At 43.8% G+C, this 23,033-nt stretch carries 16 protein-coding genes; 7 read left to right on the top strand and 9 right to left on the bottom strand.

Features of this window, described 5'->3' with window-relative positions; all coding sequences use genetic code 11:
- Positions 1-346 precede the first annotated feature (346 nt).
- Positions 347-1,576, top strand: a complete 1,230-nt coding sequence (locus tag ACYQ28_RS15565) for an HD-GYP domain-containing protein (protein WP_460051658.1) — start codon at positions 347-349, stop codon at positions 1,574-1,576.
- A gap of 177 nt (positions 1,577-1,753) precedes the next feature.
- Here ACYQ28_RS15565 and ACYQ28_RS15560 read toward each other — a convergent pair whose 3' ends face one another.
- Entirely contained in the window at positions 1,754-2,587 is an 834-nt protein-coding gene (locus ACYQ28_RS15560) for a glucosaminidase domain-containing protein (protein ID WP_460051659.1), read from the bottom strand.
- Positions 2,588-2,847: 260 nt separating this feature from the next.
- Between ACYQ28_RS15560 and ACYQ28_RS15555 the strand changes: the two genes are divergently transcribed.
- Positions 2,848-3,402, top strand: a complete 555-nt coding sequence (locus ACYQ28_RS15555) for a TFIIB-type zinc ribbon-containing protein (protein WP_460051660.1) — start codon at positions 2,848-2,850, stop codon at positions 3,400-3,402.
- 174 nt (positions 3,403-3,576) lie between these two features.
- Here ACYQ28_RS15555 and ACYQ28_RS15550 read toward each other — a convergent pair whose 3' ends face one another.
- Positions 3,577-4,143 (bottom strand): replication protein P, encoded by a 567-nt coding sequence (locus ACYQ28_RS15550; RefSeq protein WP_460164725.1) that lies wholly within the window; start codon positions 4,141-4,143, stop codon positions 3,577-3,579.
- A 22-nt stretch (positions 4,144-4,165) separates the two neighbouring features.
- The gene (locus ACYQ28_RS15545) at positions 4,166-5,554 is read right to left on the bottom strand and encodes a DnaT-like ssDNA-binding domain-containing protein (protein WP_460051663.1); all 1,389 of its coding nucleotides are present in this window, start codon (positions 5,552-5,554) and stop codon (positions 4,166-4,168) included.
- Positions 5,555-5,709: 155 nt separating this feature from the next.
- On the opposite strand from ACYQ28_RS15545, the gene radA reads away from it, so the two are divergent.
- Complete coding sequence (gene radA, locus ACYQ28_RS15540; RefSeq protein WP_460051665.1) at positions 5,710-7,077, top strand: DNA repair protein RadA; 1,368 nt, start codon at positions 5,710-5,712, stop codon at positions 7,075-7,077.
- Positions 7,078-7,093: 16 nt separating this feature from the next.
- On the opposite strand, the gene ACYQ28_RS15535 is transcribed toward radA, so the two are convergent.
- The 4 genes from ACYQ28_RS15535 to ACYQ28_RS15520 all read right to left on the bottom strand — a co-directional run bounded on the left by ACYQ28_RS15535 (position 7,094) and on the right by ACYQ28_RS15520 (position 13,339).
- On the bottom strand, positions 7,094-7,453 hold the full coding sequence (locus tag ACYQ28_RS15535; RefSeq protein ID WP_460051666.1) for a VOC family protein: 360 nt from the start codon (positions 7,451-7,453) through the stop codon (positions 7,094-7,096).
- A 21-nt stretch (positions 7,454-7,474) separates the two neighbouring features.
- Positions 7,475-7,822: a PilZ domain-containing protein gene (locus ACYQ28_RS15530; protein ID WP_460051667.1), complete on the bottom strand. Its 348-nt coding sequence runs from the start codon at positions 7,820-7,822 to the stop codon at positions 7,475-7,477.
- Positions 7,823-8,316: 494 nt separating this feature from the next.
- Positions 8,317-9,981 (bottom strand): energy-dependent translational throttle protein EttA, encoded by a 1,665-nt coding sequence (gene ettA / locus ACYQ28_RS15525; protein WP_460051669.1) that lies wholly within the window; start codon positions 9,979-9,981, stop codon positions 8,317-8,319.
- Positions 9,982-10,204: 223 nt separating this feature from the next.
- A complete protein-coding gene (locus tag ACYQ28_RS15520) occupies positions 10,205-13,339 on the bottom strand; it encodes a TonB-dependent receptor (protein ID WP_460051670.1) in 3,135 nt (1,044 codons plus the stop codon).
- 221 nt (positions 13,340-13,560) lie between these two features.
- Here ACYQ28_RS15520 and ACYQ28_RS15515 point away from each other — a divergent pair, with 221 nt between their 5' ends.
- From ACYQ28_RS15515 to ACYQ28_RS15500, 4 genes are all read left to right on the top strand, one after another.
- On the top strand, positions 13,561-14,763 hold the full coding sequence (locus ACYQ28_RS15515) for an endonuclease/exonuclease/phosphatase family protein (protein ID WP_460164724.1): 1,203 nt from the start codon (positions 13,561-13,563) through the stop codon (positions 14,761-14,763).
- A 499-nt stretch (positions 14,764-15,262) separates the two neighbouring features.
- Positions 15,263-16,528: a serine hydroxymethyltransferase gene (gene glyA / locus ACYQ28_RS15510; RefSeq protein WP_460051673.1), complete on the top strand. Its 1,266-nt coding sequence runs from the start codon at positions 15,263-15,265 to the stop codon at positions 16,526-16,528.
- A gap of 184 nt (positions 16,529-16,712) precedes the next feature.
- Positions 16,713-16,970 carry a type II toxin-antitoxin system Phd/YefM family antitoxin gene (locus ACYQ28_RS15505; protein WP_460051674.1) on the top strand — a complete coding sequence of 86 codons (258 nt, stop codon included), beginning with the start codon at positions 16,713-16,715 and terminating at the stop codon, positions 16,968-16,970.
- The gene (locus ACYQ28_RS15500; protein ID WP_460051676.1) at positions 16,958-17,275 is read left to right on the top strand and encodes a type II toxin-antitoxin system RelE/ParE family toxin; all 318 of its coding nucleotides are present in this window, start codon (positions 16,958-16,960) and stop codon (positions 17,273-17,275) included. Before ACYQ28_RS15505 ends, ACYQ28_RS15500 begins: the two co-directional genes overlap by 13 nt.
- A 307-nt stretch (positions 17,276-17,582) precedes the next feature.
- On the opposite strand, the gene atzF is transcribed toward ACYQ28_RS15500, so the two are convergent.
- Both atzF and uca read right to left on the bottom strand, forming a co-directional pair.
- Entirely contained in the window at positions 17,583-19,391 is a 1,809-nt protein-coding gene (gene atzF, locus ACYQ28_RS15495) for an allophanate hydrolase (RefSeq protein ID WP_460051677.1), read from the bottom strand.
- 10 nt (positions 19,392-19,401) lie between these two features.
- A complete protein-coding gene (uca, locus tag ACYQ28_RS15490) occupies positions 19,402-23,016 on the bottom strand; it encodes an urea carboxylase (RefSeq protein ID WP_460051678.1) in 3,615 nt (1,204 codons plus the stop codon).
- Positions 23,017-23,033 lie beyond the last annotated feature (17 nt).

Raw genomic sequence — 23,033 nt, 5'->3', positions numbered from 1 at the left:
TTCATTGATTCTAATTAAGGCCGGTAGACAATATCGACCGTTTTCATGTTCACATATAATTTTTGACGACTTTACCTAACTCATTGCTATTCTAATGAATGAGCAGACTTAAAAACAGATTTCCAATTTTTCATAATTTCAATAACTTATCGTCATTAGTGCTGCCTTTGTATTGTTGATCCCTTAGGTATCTAAAACGGCGCAGGATTTGTTATTAACAAAAATTTCGAACGATTCAGAAAATATTATTTATAAATATTCGCTAGGCAGTGATAAAAGCTATAATTTTTTCATACAGTTATACCTGTCAATTTTATTGGTGATAATCAAATTTCGTAGTTAAGCTATGCCTAGTATTAAACGGATATCTACAAACGATTTAGAAGTGGGTATGTACATCGCCAATTCTAACAACGAATGGATTCCCAACGGGAATTTGTCGCGTTGTGGACTGATTAAAGATCCATTAGTTGTTGCTAAGATAAAAAGCCTAGGCATTCCCGAAATTTATATCGATATCGCTCGTGGTAAGGCGCCTGAAAGTCTAGCAACCTCTAATTTAGAGCTGATCAAACAAAAAGAAAACATACAATCACTGCTGAAAAAGCCGCACATCAGGCTGAATGAAAAAACCTCTTTTGATGCTGAATTAGCCGTCGCGAAAAAAATTCAATCCGAAGGCTTGGCACTTGTTGAAAGCGTTATGACCAACGTGAAATACGGTCAAGCCGTTGACGTCAACAGCACCAAAGAACTCGCCGGAAACGTTATTGAGTCTCTACTGAATAACCAAAATGCTTTGCTGTGTTTGACTCAACTTCGCACGAAAGACAAATACCTTGTTGAGCATTCATTTAATGTCAGTATTTTTATGGGGATTTTAGCCGTTTCCCTAAATATTATGGGTGATGAGCTCAATGATTTGGTGACTGGAGCGCTGTTGCACGATGTTGGCAAAATCAAAGTCTCCGACAGGATTTTAAATAAACCCGGAAAACTAACATCCGAAGAATGGCGAGAAATGCAGATGCATGTCACCTTTGGTGAGCAATATTTGCGAGATGTGCCGGGATTATCCAAGGAAATTATTGATATCTGTGCGCAGCATCATGAGCGCCTTGATGGCAGTGGGTATCCGAGAAAATTAGCCGCATCAGAAATACCACTGCACAGCCGAATGGCGGCGGTTGTCGATGTGTATGATGCGATCACGGCGGATCGTGTTTATCACCAAGGCATGGCTCCGGCCATTGCTTTAAAAAAAATGGTGGAATGGTCCGATGAAATTCATCTCGATAAAGATTTGGTTTATCAATTTATTCGTTGTTTAAGTGTTTATCCACAAGGCAGTTTCGTGTTACTGAACAATCAGCGATTAGGAATCGTGCAGGCTTTACATAAGACCGAAATGAAAAAACCCGTGATTACTATTGTTTATAATTTGGAAAAAAATATCCGAGTGCCTAATTTCCCTATGGATCTTTCTGACCCTTCTTGCTCGTGCAAGATAGAACGTGTGGTATTACCTGAAGAATATGGGCTTAATTTAAATGAGTTATTGGGTACGCTGGGTTAATATTGCGGCTACTAACTTCTGCGTTTTCAACGGTACTGAGATGTGTCATCAGATTTTTTGAAAGTAAGTGGCTATAGTTACGAAGTAAATAAAACGCTAGTTTTTAAACATTTTTCTACCATTAAATTAATCATCCGTCACAACAGCTTCTTAACATAATGTGTCTTATGTTGCTTCTTAAGAATCTTTTTTAGGCTGAGGGTTGTCGTATTTTTCCAGTCTGTTTGAGTCAATCATATTTTGAATTAAAACCACGTACTCGTAGCCCTTTTCAGAGTACTGCTCTAAGCCTTTGGCTAATTCTTTGCCGGTAATACGTTTATTTTCGTTGCGCAACTGCTCTCTTATTATTCTTAAATCGTAATAGGCTTCGTGAGTATTAATGTTATTAAAATACGCCTCAATAGATTTTGTAACATTCGGAAAAGTTTTTACCTCGTGATTCGCTCCGTCTAAGCGTGCGTTAGGAACTATGCCGCAGCCTTTTTCGTAGCACCATTGTCCGTAAAAATTATTACCTTCTTGTGCGAAGCGAGACGTTCCCCAACCACTTTCATTAGCGGCCTGGGCTAGAGCTAGTGATGCCGGAATTTTATCGACACGTCTAATTAATGTTTGTAGGTCTTCGGTTTGGTATCTTGTTTGAAGTTGCAATAATTTTTCGCGTTCGCTTTTATTGAGTGCTTGGTTGTTATCAAGTTTTTCTTTAATTTTAAATAAATGACTACGATTTGCTTCAATTCTTTGATTTTGACTGTTAATGGCTGGTAATAAATAATTAAAAAATGCCGATTTCTTTAGAGCGACATCGGTAATACTCTGGAAATCTGGAATGGTATTATTGGGTATAAATTCAGGAAAATCTTGCCAAATATCAGACCGGTAATTCCCATCTTTGGCCGTTGGGGTGTTGATAAGCAAAACTAAGGTAAGAATAAATAAACCTACAGCGTATAAAACAAATACAAAAATAAGTGCGTTCGCGCTTGATGTGGTACTTTTCTCGCTCACTGTAACGTTCCTATGGATTTAAATCCTTACTGTTTAAATGCTCGGTTTATATTTGGCAAATATTTAATCATTTATTGGGTCTAATATAACTAAAATCAAGTAAAACTGTCTATTTTTTGCTAATGGAATACCATTGCCTATTACCTACGTCGATTCTTGAAATAATGATTATTCACGCTAATGTTTTTGGGCCTCATTAACATGATAGAATCTGGACGACAAAGAATTTGCCGATTTAAAAGAAGAATAGGGAGAAAAACATGAAATGTACCGCGTGTGGTCAGGGTGATTTATCTCCCTGTTTAATTGATGGATTATTTCGCGCTCATAATTGCTCAAATTGCGGCGGTTATTGGATTCTTGTTGAGGACTTTGTTGCTTGGAAAGAGAATCACCCTAATTTCCAATTTGCAGTAGATGCCCAATTGAGCGAAATTGCCAACGATTCTAAAAAAGCGATGTTATGCCCAATTACTGGCACCCTAATGCAAAAATATAAAATTTCGGCTAATTCCGAGCATAAAGTTGATTACAGTCCATCGGTTGGTGGTTTATGGCTCGATAAAGGTGAATGGCAGCTGCTCAAGTCTGAAGGTATTGCCGGTGCGCTTAATTCGTTGGTGACACAAACTTGGCAGAAAAAAATTCGTGATCAACAGGCGCAATCGCGTTTTGTTACCTTGTATGAAGAGAAATTTGGCAAGGAGACCTATCAAAAAGTAAAAGAGTTTCGGCAATGGTTGGATCAACAGCCACAAAAAGCAGATTTGTTAGCGTACCTTTGCGCCCACGATCCGTACAGTGCCGAAAAATAAAGGAAATTCTACCGGTCTTTAATTGGCTCAAGCCTGATGTAATCTCAGCGCAAGTTCGAAAATGCAATTTCTGAGTTTTCAAACTGACGAGTAAGAGTGGTTATTTTAGGTACGGTTGTTGAGGTTGGCAGGACATTGTTCGAGTGCAGGAAACTCTGAATAAATCGGAGTTTCCTAAAGATCAAGCTTTGCCCTAAGTGCCGCTAATCTTTGTTGATTTTCTTCTCGCGTTAATACGCTTTCTTGGGGTGACGGCAATTCTTTTAATTTCGGTGCTTTGAGTTCTTCACCGTTACGCACGCGTTCGCACAGTTCTCGATAATGTTGCTTGAAGATCGGTAGCGCTGTGCTCTCTGGTGTGCTGGCCAGAAAAAACCAGTCGCAGGCAAGTCCTGCATAATATACCGCTGGATGACTCCATTGATATCCGGCCTTAGGGCTTGGCGCCTGGCAGGCTTCTACGTAGGCAGCGCGCGGTTCGGGCAGGGCAGCGTTACTGTGCCTTTCGCACTGAGCCACCATTTTGCTTAGCGTCGGTAAATATTCCGACTCAAGAATAATCGCTTTGGTGGCGGCTAAAATGGCTGCTGGTTCGAAGTTTTGCAAACTTTCAAACCATAATCGCTTGGCTTGCACTTCGAGAGCTTGCTCTTTAAATGCCGCGTAGTACTGATTGTGGTAGTTTAAGCTGAACAAGCTAAAGACTTGGTTAATTGCATCAATTAACGCGTCTTTATTCACACCATTATTACGATGTGTTCGCTCAGTACGCCCAGCTTCGGTCGGTGAGTCGTTCTTCGAGTGAGATATCTCTTGTGCTACGTTTTGGATCACCTGATTGCTGTCTTTCATGGCTTTGATTTGCGAGTTCGTTACCGGTTGAATGGTTAATGAGCTGATGCTGTTTCGCCCAAACGTATTTTAAGTGACGGATAAAAATGCTGTCCCAACTGTGTTTGGGTTCGCCGCGATTGCGCCAGTAGAGAATAAACTCTGGGATTTGGCTGGCGATAAAGGTTTCATCCATTTCACATTGAGTTTTCAATAACTCAACGCATTCTGGGGTTGGTGCCCAGTCGTTGTTGATAATGGTTGCCGTCGGATTGACGGTAACGCCTTCGCGGAAATACGTCCATTGTTTGCTGACGTGCTGGCAAAATAAATCTCCCCAATTGTTGCGAAAGCTGCCGTTTTCAATCCATTTGTGAACGAACTCGGCTACACAATCGTCGATAAACTGCGGGTCTATGTCGAGCTTTTCTAAATACTCTACCGTATGCGCCGCCGGTTGCCATTGATTAGTCATGGACACCGGTTTTTTGTTGGGCAAAAACGGTGTTTCTTTTTCTTGCCAATCTTTTTTCACCCACGAGTAAAACACCATTCCCCAAGACGCGCTGGTGGTGCCGGTTTCGTGATAGTACAGGCGAAACCGTGTCGCACATTCATCGATGTAATTGAGAGGAATGTCTTCGGCTCTTAACTGTGCCACAACTTGGTGATCCGGTTGCCAGTTTGGTGGCAGAGTGGTTTGCTGCGATTGCTGACGCTGTTGCCTTGCTTGATCGGTTTGAAATTGCCGATATCGGCGCAGTGCATGACTTTGAAACTTAGCGCCCCAGGCTCGGCTGGTGTCGCCTCGCTCCCGCCAATAGGTGACAAATTCCGGTACCAGAGCACGAACAAATTGCTCGGGTATACCGTGCTCTCGAATGCGTGCCAAGGTGTCTGCATTAGGTTGCCAGTTCGGAGCAATGGGTGAGCTGAAGTTGGTGTTACGGCCTTCCGAATATTGACCGCGAGCGGAAGTCTCTCCGCTTTGGTTTGCTTCTTGTTCAATGCGGCGGTTGAAGGCGAACCTCAGTTCACCACTGCTGCTAAATGGCGCCGAGGCGATCAACAGAACGCCTTGTCCGCGCAGCTGCTGCACGACCCGGTCTAAATCGAAGGCGCCCCAAAACGGAAATAGAATCTGTGCTTGAGTGTTGTCGAGACGAAACCATCGAAACTGATTGCGTATTTGCGATGGTTGATACACACAGAACTCGTTTAAAACAGCGATCATTGTTGCCGCTTCAAGTCCGTATTCACAGGCTTGGTGACGGTCAATAACAATGGGGTGACGCTGTGAATGATGTTCTGAATCAGGCATAAAATTTCGCAAAGAGTATCGGTTTGTAGAAGGATTTTAAGTCGCCGATTAGGAATAACAAGCGAGTTTGTTGGTTTCGGTGGATTGTTGTTGGACAAATGTTAAATCGAACGGTTGAATAGGTCGGTTAATAGCGTTTTAAAGAGAAGATTATCGTGGCAAAGCAAAAAACAGCTTACGTTTGTAATGAATGTGGCGCCGATTTTAGCAAATGGCAAGGCCAATGTACCGAATGTGGTGTTTGGAATAGCTTATCTGAGGTTCGTTTGGGCGCTGTGAAAGCGTCAAGAGAATCCCGATCCGGTTACGCCGGTGCTCGCTCCAACAAAGCTCAGCTACTCGATGAGATCAGCTTAGAAGACTTACCCAGATTCACCTCGGGCACCCACGAGTTTGACCGGGTTTTAGGTGGCGGATTTGTGCCGGGTTCGGTGGTTTTGATTGGCGGTAATCCCGGAGCTGGTAAGTCCACACTTCTGTTGCAAACCTTGTGTTTTCTCGCGTCAAAGATGAAGGCTTTGTATGTCACCGGTGAAGAATCTCTGCAACAGGTGGCCATGCGAGCTAAACGACTGAATTTACCATCAGACAGCCTGTATTTGTTATCCGAAACCAATGTAGAAGCCATTGTCAGTGCTGCAGAAGAGCATCAACCCAAGGTGCTGGTGGTGGATTCCATCCAAGTGGTGCATCTCAGCGATATTCAATCGGCGCCGGGCAGTGTGTCGCAAGTGCGAGAGTGTGCGGCCTTTTTAACGCGGTTCGCGAAAACCACCGGCACGGTTCTGATTTTGGTGGGTCACGTAACCAAAGACGGTTCTTTAGCGGGCCCGAAGGTGCTTGAGCACATGATCGATTGCTCGACGTTGCTCGATGGTGATCAAGACAATCGCTTTCGCATTCTCAGAAGCCATAAAAATCGTTTCGGCGCGGTTAACGAACTGGGTGTGTTCGCCATGACCGAACAGGGCTTAAAAGAGGTTTCCAATCCGTCGGCTATCTTTTTGCAGCGTAACGAAGACCGCGCCGCCGGTTCGGTAGTGATGGTGGTTTGGGAAGGTACACGCCCGTTGCTAGTCGAGATCCAGGCACTGGTAGACGACAGTCACCTTGGTAACCCGCGCCGCGTTGCTGTGGGTCTTGAACAAAACCGCCTAGCCATGCTGTTAGCCGTATTGCATCGTCACGGTGGTTTGCACTTGGGCGATCAAGATGTGTTTGTCAATGTGGTCGGTGGCGTCAAGGTGACCGAGACCAGCTCTGATCTCGCCTTATTACTTGCCGTGGTTTCTAGCTTCAGGGATCAGGTTTTGTCGCAAGAACTTATTGCCTTTGGCGAAGTGGGTTTATCGGGGGAAATTCGCCCGGTTCCGAACGGCCAAGATCGAGTTCGAGAGGCAGTAAAACACGGTTTTAAGCGCGCCATTGTGCCGGCGGCAAACTGCCCTAAAAACGGTATTGAAGGGATTGAACTAGTACCGGTAAAGCGTTTATCGGATGCGATTGAGGCGTTGTGGGGTTGAGCTTATCTTTTGAGAATTAGTCTTGATCAGACCAAACCGCAAATTCGTTACCCGAGGGTTCTAGAAAATGAAATCTACGGCCGCCGGGAAATGCAAATATTGGTTTAATAATGTCGCCGCCCGCAGCGGTTATTTTAGTGAGCGTTGCTTCTAAATCGTCGCTGTAAAACACGGCTAGGGCAGAGCCGCTATCGGTTCTAGCCTTGTGTTCGGATTTAAAAAAACCACCATCAAGACCGGCATTGGCAAATGCGACATATTCGTCACCGTAATCGGTAAATTGCCAATTGAATACTGTGCTAAAAAAAGCTTTCGTTGCTTTTAAATTACTTGCGGGATATTCCAAGTAATTAAGCTTTTCGTGGTGACTGCTCATCGAGAGTATCTATCCGGCTGATTAGTCTTGGTTGCGTGTATAGCTATTCAATAAACGTCTCAACTGCGTGCTGTTATCTACATTGGACGGTTTGCACTCAATACCCAAATAATTGCCTTTGGTGTGTGCTAAATGCCCACGCATTTTAATTTGTTCGCCAGAATCGAGATTAATAAATAACACCAGCTCTTCTTTTGCAACCAGCATTGGATTGCGATTTGTGGCTACTAGGGCGCCGTTGAACGATAAATCAACCAATTGCACCGGCCAGCGGCCTGTTGCACTGATCAGTTCGGCGGTTGCGCGAAAATTAACGCGCGGAAAGTAACGTCGCTCTTTAGGGCGAGAAGTTTTTTCTGATGTATTCATAGGGTGCTGCATGTGATTAATGGGTTTTCGTTCTTCTAAATTAGATTACTGCGACGAAACCAATCCTTGTTGACTTGTAGAGTGTTGTCCTGACACACAATCTATTACTGATTACTGCAAGATTTGTACGATCACACGAAAGTGATGTGAGATGCTATTACAGAGAGTTGCAAGCTCGATAAATCTAGTGCGCTGCGTAAACTATGATCCTAATTTTGAGGACGCTTTAGACAATTTGTTTCTACTACCTTATTTGGTGTGACTAAGCTGACTCAAAAGTCTCAGGCTGGAACGAAATATCGTGTTTTATAAGGCACATAGCTTTGGGCATAACAACGAGAAACGTAGGAACATGCAATTTATAGGGTGATTTTATCATCTTATAAATAAACAAACATGAAAGAAAGGAAAGATTGGTAAGGATAAATTGAAAGAATTGTTGATGATCTGGTTTGGAGAAATATGCAAGTGGCGAGGCCACTTGCAATAAGCCATTACACTTTAATGGGTTTGTATTTAACACGTTTGGGCTGTGCTTCTGAGCCTTTACGTTTTACAAAGTCTTCATGATATTCGGTGTAGTTACCTTCAAAGAACACCACTTCACTCTCGCCTTCGTACGACAAAATATGCGTTGCAACGCGGTCAAGGAACCAGCGGTCATGGGAGATAACCAAGGCGCAACCGGGGAAGTTCAAAAGCGCTTCTTCAAGTGCACGTAGAGTTTCAACGTCCAAATCGTTTGACGGTTCGTCAAGAAGAAGAACGTTAGCACCCTGTTTGAGTGTATTGGCCAAATGTAAACGACCGCGTTCACCACCAGACAGCTCACCTACGCGTTTTTGTTGGTCACTGCCTTTAAAGTTAAAGCGACCCACATACGAACGTGAGGGAACTTCGTAGTTGCCGATCTTAAGAATATCATGACCGCCAGAAACGGCTTCCCAAACGGTTTGCTCGTCTTTTAAACCTTCACGGCTTTGTTCAACAAACGCTAGCTGAACGGTTTCACCCATTTCAATACTGCCCGCGTCCGGCTGCTCAGCCCCAGAAATCATTCTGAATAACGTAGACTTACCTGCACCGTTACCACCAACGATACCCACAATGGCACCTTTAGGAATGGTAAAGCTCAGGTTGTTAATCAACAGACGGTCGCCAAAGCTTTTGCTGACGTTTTTAAACTCAATGACTTTATCGCCAAGGCGCTCACCCGGCGGAATGTAAATTTCATTGGTTTCGTTACGGCTTTGGAATTCCTGCGATTGCAGTTCTTCAAAACGTGCCAAGCGGGCTTTGTTTTTGGCGTGACGGCCTTTCGGGTTTTGACGAACCCACTCAAGTTCTGCCTTGATGGCTTTTTGGTGAGAAGCTTCGGCACGCTCTTCTTGCTGCAAGCGTTTTTCTTTCGTTTCTAACCATGTTGAGTAGTTGCCCTCGTAAGGAATGCCACGACCTCGGTCAAGTTCCAAAATCCATCCGGCGGCGTTATCTAAGAAATAACGGTCATGGGTAATGGCCACAACAGTGCCTGGGAAATCAACCAAGAAGCGCTCTAACCAATGTACCGATTCGGCGTCCAAGTGGTTGGTTGGTTCGTCAAGCAATAGCATGTCTGGACGTGACAAAAGTAAGCGGCACAAGGCTACACGGCGGCGTTCACCACCGGACAGTTTAGTAACATCGGCATCCCAAGGTGGCAGGCGTAACGCATCTGCTGCGGTTTCTAATTTATGATCAAGATTGTGCGCGTCCCACGCTTGAATAATGTCTTCAAGCTCGCCTTGGCGTTTGGCCAGGGCATCAAAATCGGCGTCGGGTTCGGCGTAGTCTGCGTAGACTTGATCAAGAGCAGCGATGGCGTCAACCGCTTCCTGAACACCCTCTTCAACATTACCGCGCACGGTTTTGGTTGGGTCTAGGTGAGGCTCCTGAGATAGATAACCTACCTTGATGCCGGGCATTGGACGAGCTTCACCGTTGTAATCGGTGTCGACACCCGCCATGATTTTTAGAAGGGTAGATTTACCCGCACCGTTTAAACCAAGTACGCCAATTTTCGCACCTGGAAAAAACGATAAAGAAATATCTTTTAAAATCTCGCGCTTAGGAGGAACAATTTTCCCCACGCGATTCATACTGTAAACGTATTGAGCCATATAACAGAATTCCTCTGAGTCGAGTACGTGCTGGCTTTGACGAGTTGCTCAAACAGCAACTGACTAGAAATTAATAATAGGCGGCCAAAATCTGGCTAAGGTCGCGGAAGGTACCGGAAGTTTTCAATAGTTTCAAATTTATATTAGCGTCATTGTAAAGCTTTCACACATAAAAAAACCGGCGCAAAGCGCCGGTTTTCAAGTTACAAAGTTTATTCAAAACTTAGAACTTATAGTTAACACCTACACGAAGCTTCCAAAGAGAAGCTTGGGTATCACGAGTTTCACCTCGTGGATTCAAGAACTCTCTATAAGTGTAAGTATCAGTTGCTTCATCATAGGTAGCATCAACAACTTGCTGAATTTGTGGGAAAGAAGCTTGAGTCAACTCGCCCCACTCGTCGTTTAACAAGTTGCCAACGTTTTCGATAACAACAAACAGGTTAGCTTTTTGATCTGGAGTAAATCCAGGAAGCTCTTGATCGATACGTAGATCGAAACGGTTCCACCAGCTGCCCTCGATGGTGTTACGGCCAGCGACTGAGCCACGAGATAGACCTGCTTCGTCAACTAGGCTGAAGAATGCTTCGGAATCGAAGGTATCTGCGAAAACTACGTTTGGATCATCTACACCTGTTGGAACGTAAAGAAGGTTACGGTTACCGCCGTTAGCAGGATCACCTAAGAAACCGTTGCTACCAAAGGTATATGAGTAAGATCTGTTTTGGCTAGATACACCGAATAGAGAGAACTTGGTGTAGTTGTCGCCAAAGAACGCTTTCTCGTAAGACAATCTTAGAGTGAAGCGGTGCGGAGTCTCGAAGTTAGAAGTACCAACGCTTGGATTGTTTAGGTCATCGATTGCAGTATTCGTGAAGTTCGAGAATGCAACAGAGCTAGCACCAGCGGTGACATCTTCAGAATCAGTAGCAGCATAACCTAACGAGAAGCTTAAGCCGTTATCGTATTCTTTGCTAAGTGACACAGAGAAAATGTTAGAAGAACCAGAATCGCCTTTAACGTTGGTTAACTCAAATACTTGAGTAGATCCGCCAAATGCGTCGGCACTTGAGTAGATAGGGCGACCATCGAAAGTGGTTCCGGTTTGCTCCAACGATGCATCAATAACAAGCGCAGCGTCTTCTTTTTCGGTATGGATAAAGTCGGTTTGTAATATATAACCGTTACCCACATCTAAACTCGCACCCAAGTTAAATTTCCACTCAGAAGGCACATCGAAATCAGGATCGATTACGTTAGTACCGCGAATTGCACCTTGTGGATCTGCGTTAGCAACAAAATCGATACCCTCTTGAGGAGCGTTGGCGATTGGAGTGCCATTGAAGGTTAGGTCTGCGAAGTTTACGTTACGTGCTTGGTATTCAACTTGAGTGATACCAGTGTTTGAGTAGTTGTTAGACAACCAAACGTTCGGGTTACCACCAGAGTAAAGACCTAAACCACCGTGTAATTCTAGGTTGCCATCAACATTGTATTGGAAGCCAAAACGTGGTTGAAGCAAATCAGCGCCGTCTAGGTTATCAGCGTTAGAGAAGCCCAACGCGTTTGATAGGTTCGGGTTGAACGCTGGAACGTCGTCACTTTCGTAGAAATCGTAACGAAGACCAAACAACAAAGTTAAATCAACATTGCTGAATGTGTACTCGTACTGGCCGTAAATTGAGCCAATTTGGTATGCGAAATTGGCAGCGGCATCCGCAGGATTGTTAGTACCTACGGCACTTTCGTAAGTAATACGAGATGCTTGGCCCGCTTCAAAATCGTCAATGCTGTTAAAGCGGTATTCACCAATAGATTCTTGAACGAATAGGTTAAATACGTCCAAGTCTTGGTATTCGATACCACCTGAGAATACATGGTTGCCTGAGTAATAAGTACCGGCAAACTTGAAGTTCAGGTTGTCGTAATTCAAGTCGTTAGATTGACGAGAATCGTCGGTACCTAGGTAAATGGTTGAACGGTCGCCGTTAGCGCCGGTATGGAAAATCTGCACCTCACCAAATTGACCGCCGTCTATAGAATCTTGACGGTTATCAACGTCGGTATAACCCACTTTAAATTCGGTAGTGAAGTTATCAGTCCAGTTTGAGAATAACTGAACAGAATAAGAAGTTAACTCTGCACCATCTTCATACAAGTGGTTTGAAAATTCAAATTCGTCAGAGTCGCCATCAGATTCGGTTGTAACGAAGCCATCAACATAGTTATAGGTTAACGCTAGACGCTGTGAATCGCTGATGTTCCAGTCTAATTTAACGAGGATTTTTTCGTCTTCGTTATCAAAGGTGGTTGGTACGCCGCCTGGATCATAACCGTAAACGCGCTGAGAAATTTCGCGGATACGATCAAAGTCAGCTTGGGTAAAGCCGTCAACTGGAGTGCCGGCGCCAGAGCCTTCAGGGCCTCTGTTGAAGTTGTCTGCACCTTCTAATTTTTCGTAAGCAGCAAAGAAGAACAATTTGTCTTTAACAATTGGGCCACCCACGTGGAAACCAAAACGTTTTTCATCGAAATCGTCCACGTCGATATCGTCGCCGTCGATTTCATCACCGGTGAAGCTTTCATCGGTGTAGTCGTAGAAGAAACCGCCATGGAATTCATTGGTACCAGACTTGGTAACGGCGTTGATGTTACAGGCGGTAAAGCCGCTGTATTGAACATCAAATGGTGCAAGTTCTACGGCAACCTGATCAATAGCATCAAACGAGAAGGGTACACGGTTGGTTGGGAAGCCGCCTTGGCGAAGACCAAAGTCATCGTTTAAACGCACACCGTCAACGGTAAGAGAGTTGAAACGTGGGTTAGCACCACCACACTGAATGGCGTTGTCGTTGGTTGGGTCAATGTGGATTCGAGGATCGGCGCGAATGATATCTTTAATGTCGCGGTTAATCGCTGGAATAGATTGAATATCACTTAGGTTGAACGTCGAAGACGGGCCAGTTGCTGTGTTATTTAATGCGCTAGCATCAGCAATAACCGTTACTTCTTCGATGTTGCCATCGCCCAAAGTGGCGTTGAAGTTAAAGGTCTCACCTAACTGTAGGAAAATACCTTCTTGAGTTTCGTCTTCGAAAGTATTCGAATCCACGATAATGCGGTATGGACCGCCAACGCGTAGACCACGAGCTGAGAAGCGACCGTTAGAATTAGTTGTAACCTCTGAAGATGTATTCGAAGGAATGTGGATAATTCGAATAACAGCAGAAGTTGGGCTACCACTTGGTCCAGTGATTTGCCCAGTAATAGCGGAGGTGGTTTCTTGTGCAAGTGCGCCTGATGCACCAGCAGCTAAAAACACGGCCGCGGCTAAGCGTCGCTTGATGAATGGTTTCATAGCGTTTCAATCCCTAATGATTACGTTATAAAAGTGATCTTAATGTTGTGTTGCGAACAAATAAAATACGAATCGCGCAATTGTCGATACAAATTATTACAAATTAGTTACAGTGTCAGCCCCTGCGATAACTATTTTTTATTCGGCCAGTACACTAATTACGATGATTGTTCTCTCGGCGTCATAAATAGTTTTTAACTGACGGAAATGGATAAGTTTTTATGGCAAATAGTCAGCTTTTTAAGTGGTTAAGTTTTTTAATTTTTTGTATTTGCAGTGCTATGACTTACGCCGATGAAAATTCCGCAAGCTCAGTCATTCGTATCGCAACTTTTAACGTCAGTATGGAAGCAACAAATTACACTGACGAAAAACTAGACGATGAAAGCAACGATATTCTTACTAAAGAATTACTGAGCGGCAAAAATTCACAAATAAAAAATATAGCTGAAATAATTCAGCGTGTTCGTCCAAATATCATTTTGTTGAATGAATTCGACTATATTCAAAATCCTAGCAGGGGCGTATTGGCGTTTATTGATCAATATCTAAAATTAGCCCAGCAAAGCGAATTATCGGGAATCGATTATCCCTACTTTTTTACTGCTCCCGTTAATACCGGAGAACCAAGCCCGTACGATTTTAATCGAGATGGCATTGCCTCTGGTAAAGGTGAAGATGCGTGGGGCTACGGAAATTATCCCGGCCAATACGGAATGGTAGTGTTGAGCCAATTTCCAATAGACATAGAGTCCATTCGCACTTTCAAGAATTTCCGTTGGCACGATATGCCCAACGCTCTTGCGCCGATCAATCCAGATTCTGGAAAACCTTGGTATTCGGCGGCGCAGTGGCAAGATTTTAGATTATCGTCCAAGTCTCATTGGGACCTGCCAATAACCATTCAAAATAAAAAGATTCATCTGTTAGCACAGCATCCAACACCACCGGTATTTGATGGCCCGGAGAATCGTAATGGCCTTAGAAACCACGATGAAATCCGTTTGATTGCGGATTATTTATCGGGTGAATCGTATCTTTACGACGATACTGGATCTCGCGAAAAATTTAATGGCCAGCGCTTTGTTATTCTCGGCGACTTAAATGCCAGTGTGTACAGCAAAGAAACCTATCCGGGTACGATGGAGCAACTGCTTAATCACCCAAAAATAAATTCGAGCTTTATTCCTAAAAGCGACGGCGGCAAAGAAAATGCTCCCGATGATGCCAATAGTGATGAGCATACCGCGTTTTGGAAAAGTCGGGCTGATTACGTATTACCTTCAAAAGAAGGTCTAGAGATTGTTGTTGGTGGTGTCTATTGGCCGACCAATGACAGCGCTTTGTTTCGTTTGGTCGCCGATCGTAAAGCGTCTTCAGATCATCGTTTAGTTTATTTGGACCTGAAAATAACTGACAACTAAAAAGCGAAAGCCGGTTTTGTACTGAAAGAAAGTCTCTTTTGTACGGGAGTAAACACCTTAACAAAAAGGTTAACGAACTCTTACTAACCTAGAATTTCCAATATCACAAGGATGTACCACCAATTTTAAGAACGGTAAGTAATTGAAATTATAAAGAAATTAAAAATCGAATGGTTAATTTCTTTCCTCTAAATTAATTGTGGAAGTATTAATTCTAAGTGATTCAGTTTACTTTCCCAGACGAATAACTACTTGCCTGTGTATTCAGTAAAAGTTGTTTTAGAAGAATTTACGTTCAAGAATCCGTAGGCCGATTCCCTACACAAACCCTGTTGAATCTGTATTGAATCTATTAAATGGTGCAAGCAGTGATAGCTTTGGTATTTTTCTGCGTATTCCTGTCTTAATCGACCAAAAACACTAAAATAGAGAGCAAATTTTACTGGATCGTGTAAAATCCGCGCCTCATTTTTAGACACCGGACCAGAAGGGGTAGCCAATGTTTGAATCCAACCAAACCCTGGAGCAATTTGATCCCGAAATTTGGGAAGCTATTGAGCAAGAAAATCAGCGCCAAGAGGAGCACATCGAACTGATTGCTTCTGAAAACTACACCAGCCCGTTGGTCATGGTTGCTCAAGGCAGCAAATTGACGAACAAGTATGCCGAAGGCTACCCTGGCAAGCGCTACTACGGCGGTTGTGAATACGTTGATAAAGCCGAAGCCTTAGCCATCGAACGCGCTAAAGAGCTCTTTGGTGCCGACTACGCCAACGTACAGCCACACTCGGGTTCGCAAGCGAACGCAGCGGTTTATCAAGCCTTGTGTGAGCCGGGTGACACCGTTTTAGGGTTTGACCTTGCCCACGGCGGTCACCTTACTCACGGTGCCAAAGTTAACTTCTCGGGCAAAACCTACAACGCCATTCAATACGGCTTGAACACCGAAACCGGTGAGGTCGATTACGACCAAGTTGAAGCTCTAGCCAAAGAACACAAACCAAAAATGATTGTTGCGGGTTTCTCTGCGTATTCCAAAGTTATGGATTGGCAGCGCTTCCGCGATATCGCAGACAGTGTTGGCGCCTATTTAATGGTTGATATGGCTCACGTTGCAGGTCTTGTTGCTGCCGGTGTTTATCCAAACCCTGTACAAATTGCAGACGTAACCACCTCTACCACCCACAAAACCCTTCGTGGTCCTCGTGGTGGTATTATTTTGGCCCGTGCTAACGAAGCAATCGAGAAGAAGCTTAACTCAGCGGTATTCCCAGGTGGTCAAGGTGGCCCATTGATGCACGTAATCGCTGCTAAAGCGATCAGCTTCAAAGAAGCGCTATCACCAGAATTTAAAGAATACCAAAAACAAGTGGTTGCTAATGCAAAAGCAATGGCAGCGACCTTTATGGAACGTGGTATTAAAATCGTTTCTGGCGGTACGGAAAACCACCTAATGTTGGTTGATCTAATCGGTAAAGAATACACCGGTAAAGACGCTGATAAAGCTCTTGGCGATGCTTACATCACCGTTAACAAAAACGCAGTGCCAAACGATCCGCGTTCACCGTTTGTGACCTCTGGCTTGCGCGTAGGTACACCAGCGATTACTACTCGTGGTTTTAAAGAAGCCGAAACCATTGAATTAACCAACTGGATTTGTGATGTTTTAGAAAGCCTAGAAAAAGGTACCTCTGAAACCGTAATTCCAGAAGTAAAAGCAAAAGTATTGGATATCTGCGCACGCTTCCCAGTGTACGCAAGCTAAGTTCAAAGGCTTAATTGCTCTTAAAAAACCGCAGATGAAAGTCTGCGGTTTTTTTATGTCTGCTGTTTAAGGCTTGTGTTTTTGGTGAGCAATTTTTTATAGGTTTGACGCAAGCTTTAAATACACGTTGTTGATTAAAGTTTGAACCTTGCGTGTCACTAAGTGATAGAATAGTATCACTGTTATGAAAACAGAACTCGTAACCACCTTAAAGCGCCAAGCCACAAAAATTTTGGCTGAGCTGCACGAAACCAAAGAACCGGTTCTAATAACAGAGCACGGTCAGCCTTCTGCTTATCTTGTTGATTTTGAACACTACGAGCAAATGCAAAATCGAATGAAGATATTAGAAGGCGTTGCTCGTGGAGAAAAAGCTGTGTTGGAAGGAAGAGTTTTGTCCGAATCAGAAGCTGAAGAAAGAATGGGGAAATGGCTCAAATAAAATGGACCGAACCCGCGTTTGCAGATTTGGATGAATTAGCCGAACACATCGCTCTCGATAAACCAAGTACGGCTAAAAAGTTCGTTAACGAAGTGTTTCAAGCAACTCAAAAATTAAAAACATTTCCTGAATCGGGGCGTAAGCCACCTGAGCTAGAAAACACAGACTACAGAGAATTAATTGTAGGGCCGTGCCGTCTGTTTTACCGAGCCGATAAAGATAATAATGTGTATATCTTATATGTAATGCGCAGCGAGCGAGAGCTGCGGTTATTTATGTTAAAAGATCGGAAAGGTAATCGCTAAATATTCTGAGTCAGAGTGTATTGCTGGTTGTACTTTATGCATTATCGCAATTGGGGTATTGATTGAGGTACTTACTTATACCTCAAAATAACGTCGGTAATCCAAGCACACTCGAATCTTCTTGGAACTTCTGATTAACGCATTCCTGATTTAATTAGAGAGCAGAAATCGAAAATGCCATTTCCAATTTCTTCACACCTTCAATTACTTACCATTCTTGAAATTGGCAAAACGTCCTTGTGTCGCTGGAAACTCTAAGTTAATTAGAGTTTCCGATAGGTTATTCTCACCTATTTTTGTTGTGCGATTACTGAGATAAAGTCTTCAGATAGGCTCGCCACCCACCCAATTCTGTAATTTCCTCTGCGCCTTCTATTCCGTAACCTTCACAAATAAAACCCGGTAACCATCGGCCGTCATCGAGTTCGAGTTTGCCAATGCCTAAGGGTGCTGGAATGCCTGCGACAAAGCTGCCGAATTCCGTCATTGGCAAGCGCCATACTTCTACCGCAATTTTTGCTCCGTTTTCAGTGTCGCGAATTAACCCTGGACGAAACGGTGGGCCACCGGCGAGTGCGTACATGCGGTAATTTTTTGAGGTTGTGGTGGTGTTAATTAATTTTCCGCCGCGTTCGGTAAGTTGCCAGTTCAGTGGTAATCCTTCTAGATGCGCACCGCAAACAACAACATCAACGGTTTTTGTTGAGTTAACTTTAGGTAGATGAGTTATTGTTTTCGAGGTTGTACTTGCGCCTTCGGGTGTTACAAAAATAGTCTCAAGATAATTAGCGATTGAAAGCAGCGACCGGTCGGCAAAGGTATCGCCGATTAAGGTAATGCCAAACGGTAAATTCTTTTCGGTAAACGATGTTGGGACAGCAATGGCCGATAAATCCAATAAATTCACAAAATTGGTGTAATACCCCAACTCGCTGTTGTGTTTAATGGGCTCATTTAGCATTTCTTCAATGGTAAATATCCGACCTGCCGTTGGCATTAATAACGCATTACACTTATTTAATTGAGCACGACAGGTTTTTGCGAGACCTCCAAGTTTATATTGTGCCGAAAATAATTCATGAGCTTTGGGTTCACCGCCGGGGGCGATAATATCGCGCACCACCGGAAAAATAGCATTGGGATTAGTATTAATTAACTCTTGTGCGGCAAGATAGCGTTCGGCAACCCATGGGCCTTCGTAAAGCAGTTTGGCAACTTGGTCAAAGGGTGAATAATCTATAGGAATTAAGGTAACGTCGGCGATGGCTTGCAATTGCTCAATCACCTTGTGATAAGCTTTTTCGTACTCTTTATCGCCAAAAAATTTCAGATGCGATGGATCAATAATTCCCAGTGTGAAAGGTGGTGTTTGTTGACCAAAATATCGTGATTTATTCGACGGCGTATTTTCTCGGCTGTATTCATCGCTTATATCAAAACCTTCGGCACTGGTTAATATCGTGTTGGCGTCTTCGGTAGTTAACGCGAAAATGCTCATGCAGTCGAGGCTTTTACACGCCGGTACCATTCCCGATGCCGATAATAATCCACGCGAAGGCTTTAGTCCGACTAAATTGTTAAAGCAGGCTGGTACTCGACCAGAACCGGCGGTGTCGCTGCCTAAACTAAAGGTCGCTAAACCCAATGCAACGGCTACCGAAGAACCAGAGCTTGAACCGCCGCTGATATATTCTTGATTAAACGAATTTTTACAGGCGCCAAAGGGTGAGCGAGTTCCGTTTAAGCCCGTAGCAAATTGATCAAGATTGGTTTTACCAACTGGAATGGCACCCGCGTTAATTAACTGTTGTACTGCAAACGCTGATTTTTCTGGCGTGTAAGCAAAAGCTTCGCAGCCCGCCGTAGTGGGAATTCCAGCAAGATCAATATTATCTTTTATAGCGAAGGGAATTCCCCACAATGGGTAGTCTGCTATGGGTTTTGTTGTTAAGGCTTCAATGTAAGGATTTATTTCTTTCGCCGTTAATAAATGAATCCAAATATTGTGGTCGGCAAATTTTTGGGCTTTATCTAAAATATCTGCGATTAATTGCTGTGGTGTTAATTGTTCTGATAAATAAGCATCGCGTAACGATTTTATGGTCATAGAGTTCATAGTTTCACTCCTAAAGGCTTTTAGGCTCTAGCACAATCAAAGGTTGACCCGCTTCAACGCGTTGACCTGCGGTTTTTAATATATGCGAAATGGTTCCGGCGGTGTGAGTGGTAATAGGTATTTCCATTTTCATGGATTCCAAAACCACCAAAATGTCGTCGGTGGTAATTTCGTCGCCCACGGATTTTTCTACCAGCCAAACGCTACCCGAAACCGGGCTTTCAATAACAATGCTGTCTTCGGGCCATTGTTGTTCGGGTGTGTCGTCTTGGATGTCCGTTTCGTTAAAATGAAATTGTCCATCGGCGTGCCAGCGTTGTAATTCTTGGTCAAAAGCGTAATCGCGTTTTTCTGTGAATTCTTCAATCGATGTTTGATTCTCGGCCAAAAACGTTTGGTAGCTGCTTAAATTAAATTCGGTTTCTTCAATTTTTAACGGATAATTACCTAACGGAAAATCACGGCGAATATGATTCAGTTCTTCGTGGCTGACTTCGTAAAAACGAATTTGATCGAAAAAGCGCAATAACCAAGGTTGTTCAAATTCTTTGGTTTTTTGATAGCGATTCCACATTTGCAAGGTGCGCCCGACAAACTGATAACCACCGGGGCCTTCCATGCCGTAAACGCACAAATAAGAACCACCAATACCTACCGAGTTCTCAGCTGTCCAAGTTCTGGCAGGATTGTATTTGGTCGTGACTAAACGATGACGCGGATCAACTGGTGTTGCAACCGGCGCTCCTAAATAAACATCACCGAGTCCCATGACTAAATAGGACGCATCAAAAACAATTTTTTTAACCTCGTCGATACTTTCTAAACCATTAATACGACGAATAAATTCTAAGTTACTTGGGCACCAAGGTGCATCGGCTCGCACCGATTGCTGATATTTTTCGATTGCTTGGCGGCAGGCTTTATCATCCCAAGACAGCGGTAAATGCACGATTCGCGATTTAATGGTGATGTCAGCCAGATTTTTGTAAATAATTCGCTCGGCATTTTTTAACTGTTGAACCAAATCTGAGTGTTCGAGTTGTTGGCTATCAAAATGGATTTGCAACGAGCGAATACCGGGTGTTAATTCTTTAATACCGGTTATTGGATTTTCGCTCAGCCAATTTAACAAAGCATGAGCGCGTAAACGCAAAGGAATATTCAGCATTAAATCGCCATATTCCACTAGCAAAAAATGATCGCCGGCCAAGCGATAACTGATTTCTATACCGGCATCGTGTTTACTAAAGGTCGAAAATATCGGGGTAGTTATTTCTACTTGTTCAAACTCAACGGATTGCGGTTGTAGAGTCGCGAGTTGTTTTAATTGCGCGACTTCTAACGCTTTGGCCGTGTCGATAGAAACCGGAATAAACTTGATTTTATCACCGGCTTTTAATTGGCCCAGTTTCCAAAGGTCTGCGGTAATAACCGTAGCTGGGCACACAAAGCCACCTAAAGATGGACCATCTGGGCCAAGAATTACTGGCATGTCACCAGTAAAATCAACGGTACCAAAAGCGTAGGCGTTATCGTGAATATTGGATGGATGCAGTCCTGCCTCGCCGCCATCTTTACGCGCCCATTGCGGTTTAGGGCCAATTAAGCGCACGCCGGTGCGACTGGAGTTATAGTGCACTTGCCATTGAGTGTTAAAAAATACGTCTATGTCGTCTTGTGTGAAAAAGTCCGGTGCGCCGTGAGGGCCATAAATAACTCGTAATTCCACTTCGTTATTTATATCCGGAAATATATTTGAAGATACCGATGATGTTTTTTTATCAGATAAATCATCGGATAAAAAAGGCAGCGTTGTTAAGCAATCGCCGGCGCGAAGTGCTCTACCGGCGTGACCGCCAAATTGGCCTAGTGTAAACGTAGCTTTAGAACCTAAATAATCGGGACAATCAAAGCCACCGGCAACGGCTAAATAACAGCGTGCACCCGCGGATGTTATTTTACCAATGGTCAAGGTTTGTTTGGCTAGAATGTTAATTGGGGTGTTTAAACGAATCGTTTCGCCGTCGATTGTTGCTTCTACGTCTGCGCCGACTATGGCGAAAACAGTATCAAAACTGAATTGTAGACATGGGCCTTGCAGCGTAATTTCTAAAGCAGCTGCATCGGATTTGTTGCCCAATAATTTATTGGCTAACCGAAACGAATAATTATCGAAGGGGCCGCTTGGCGGTACGCCTACATTCCAAAGCCCGGTACGACCAGGAAAATCTTGTATGGTGGTCAGCGTTCCCGCGGTTAGAACATCAATGCGTTTGGGTTGATATTTAAATTCGTTTAAATAACGAGTGGTAACATTGCCTTCGAGGAGAGTTTTATCGTTTAATAGATCACATAAATAATCTTTGTTGGTCGTTATACCGTAGAGCTTGGTTGCAGCCAGAGCGTCTCTCAGCTGATTAAGAGCGGTAGCGCGATCTTTTCCATGACAAATAAGTTTCGCGAGCATTGGATCAAAATACGGCGATACAGTAATGCCCGGTTCAAGCCAGTGATCGATGCGAATATTTTCTTGGCTCGGAAATTCAACGTGAGTTAATAAGCCAGCGGTGGCCTGAAAATTTTTGTAGGGGTCTTCGGCATAGAGTCGAACTTGAACGGCATGTCCTTCGGGTTTCAAGGTATTTCTAATGGCGTTTAAATCCAGATTCTCGCCAGAGGCAAGTTGTAACATCATCTCAACCAAATCGATGTTATACACTTCTTCGGTAACGCCGTGTTCTACCTGTAGCCGAGTATTTACTTCTAAAAAATAAAAATCTTGGGTGTCGGCATCCAAAATAAATTCGACGGTGCCAGCATTTTGATAATTCACACTGGCTAATAATTTTTCGGCGGTAGCATGTAGGTTTTTCTTGATCTCATCGCTTAGATTTGGAGCCGGACATTCTTCAACGACCTTTTGATTGCGTCTTTGGCTGGAACAATCTCGTTCTCCAATAGCCAGAGCGTTACCTTTTCCGTCGCCAAAAATTTGCACTTCAATATGTCGGGCACGGGCGATAAATTTTTCAAGAAATACGCGGTTATCGGCAAAGTTTTTTTCACCAAGGCGTCTTACGCTGTCAAAAGCGCCGCGCAGCTGATCTTCGGTTTCACACAACTGCATACCAATGCCACCACCACCGGCGCTGCTTTTTAGCATAACGGGGTAGCCAATTTCGGTGGCCGATATAAGGGCTTGATCGAGATTTTCCAGAACTTCTGTACCCGGTAATAATGGTACCTTGGCAGCTTGAGCCAGCTCACGAGCGCGGTGTTTTAAGCCGAAATCTAAAATCTGTGAAACGCGCGGGCCAATAAATACGATACCGGCCTTGTCACAAGCCTCCACAAAATCAGCGTTTTCACTTAAAAAGCCGTAGCCGGGATGAATCGCTTGCGCGCCCGTTTGTTTGGCGATGGTGAGTAATTTTTCGTAATTTAAATAGGTATCTTGTGCAGGGCCTTCACCCAAACAAAACGACTCGCTGGCTTGGCGAACGTGTAGGCTTTGAGCATCACTTTCGGCGTAAACCGCTACCGATTGAATATTGAGTTTGTTAAGCGTGCGAATAATTCGGCAAGCAATGGCGCCGCGATTGGCGATAAGAACTTTACTGAACATACATTATCGTTGGCGGG

This window comes from Sessilibacter sp. MAH1 (genome assembly GCF_054658315.1).
The sequence above is the reverse complement of the archived record's forward strand: the minus strand, read 5'-3'. Positions and strand labels throughout refer to the sequence as shown.

Excerpts from the sequence above, each read along its gene's own strand:
- ACYQ28_RS15535 (WP_460051666.1), bottom strand. The coding sequence starts at position 7,453 with ATGAGCAGTCACCACGAAAAGCTTAATTACTTGGAATATCCCGCAAGT.
- ACYQ28_RS15555 (WP_460051660.1), top strand. The coding sequence starts at position 2,848 with ATGAAATGTACCGCGTGTGGTCAGGGTGATTTATCTCCCTGTTTAATT.
- ACYQ28_RS15545 (WP_460051663.1), bottom strand. The coding sequence starts at position 5,554 with ATGCCTGATTCAGAACATCATTCACAGCGTCACCCCATTGTTATTGAC.
- ettA (WP_460051669.1), bottom strand. The coding sequence starts at position 9,981 with ATGGCTCAATACGTTTACAGTATGAATCGCGTGGGGAAAATTGTTCCT.
- ACYQ28_RS15515 (WP_460164724.1), top strand. The coding sequence starts at position 13,561 with ATGGCAAATAGTCAGCTTTTTAAGTGGTTAAGTTTTTTAATTTTTTGT.
- glyA (WP_460051673.1), top strand. The coding sequence starts at position 15,263 with ATGTTTGAATCCAACCAAACCCTGGAGCAATTTGATCCCGAAATTTGG.
- ACYQ28_RS15565 (WP_460051658.1), top strand. The coding sequence starts at position 347 with ATGCCTAGTATTAAACGGATATCTACAAACGATTTAGAAGTGGGTATG.
- ACYQ28_RS15505 (WP_460051674.1), top strand. The coding sequence starts at position 16,713 with ATGAAAACAGAACTCGTAACCACCTTAAAGCGCCAAGCCACAAAAATT.
- ACYQ28_RS15520 (WP_460051670.1), bottom strand. The coding sequence starts at position 13,339 with ATGAAACCATTCATCAAGCGACGCTTAGCCGCGGCCGTGTTTTTAGCT.
- ACYQ28_RS15530 (WP_460051667.1), bottom strand. The coding sequence starts at position 7,822 with ATGAATACATCAGAAAAAACTTCTCGCCCTAAAGAGCGACGTTACTTT.
- uca (WP_460051678.1), bottom strand. The coding sequence starts at position 23,016 with ATGTTCAGTAAAGTTCTTATCGCCAATCGCGGCGCCATTGCTTGCCGA.
- atzF (WP_460051677.1), bottom strand. The coding sequence starts at position 19,391 with ATGAACTCTATGACCATAAAATCGTTACGCGATGCTTATTTATCAGAA.
- ACYQ28_RS15500 (WP_460051676.1), top strand. The coding sequence starts at position 16,958 with ATGGCTCAAATAAAATGGACCGAACCCGCGTTTGCAGATTTGGATGAA.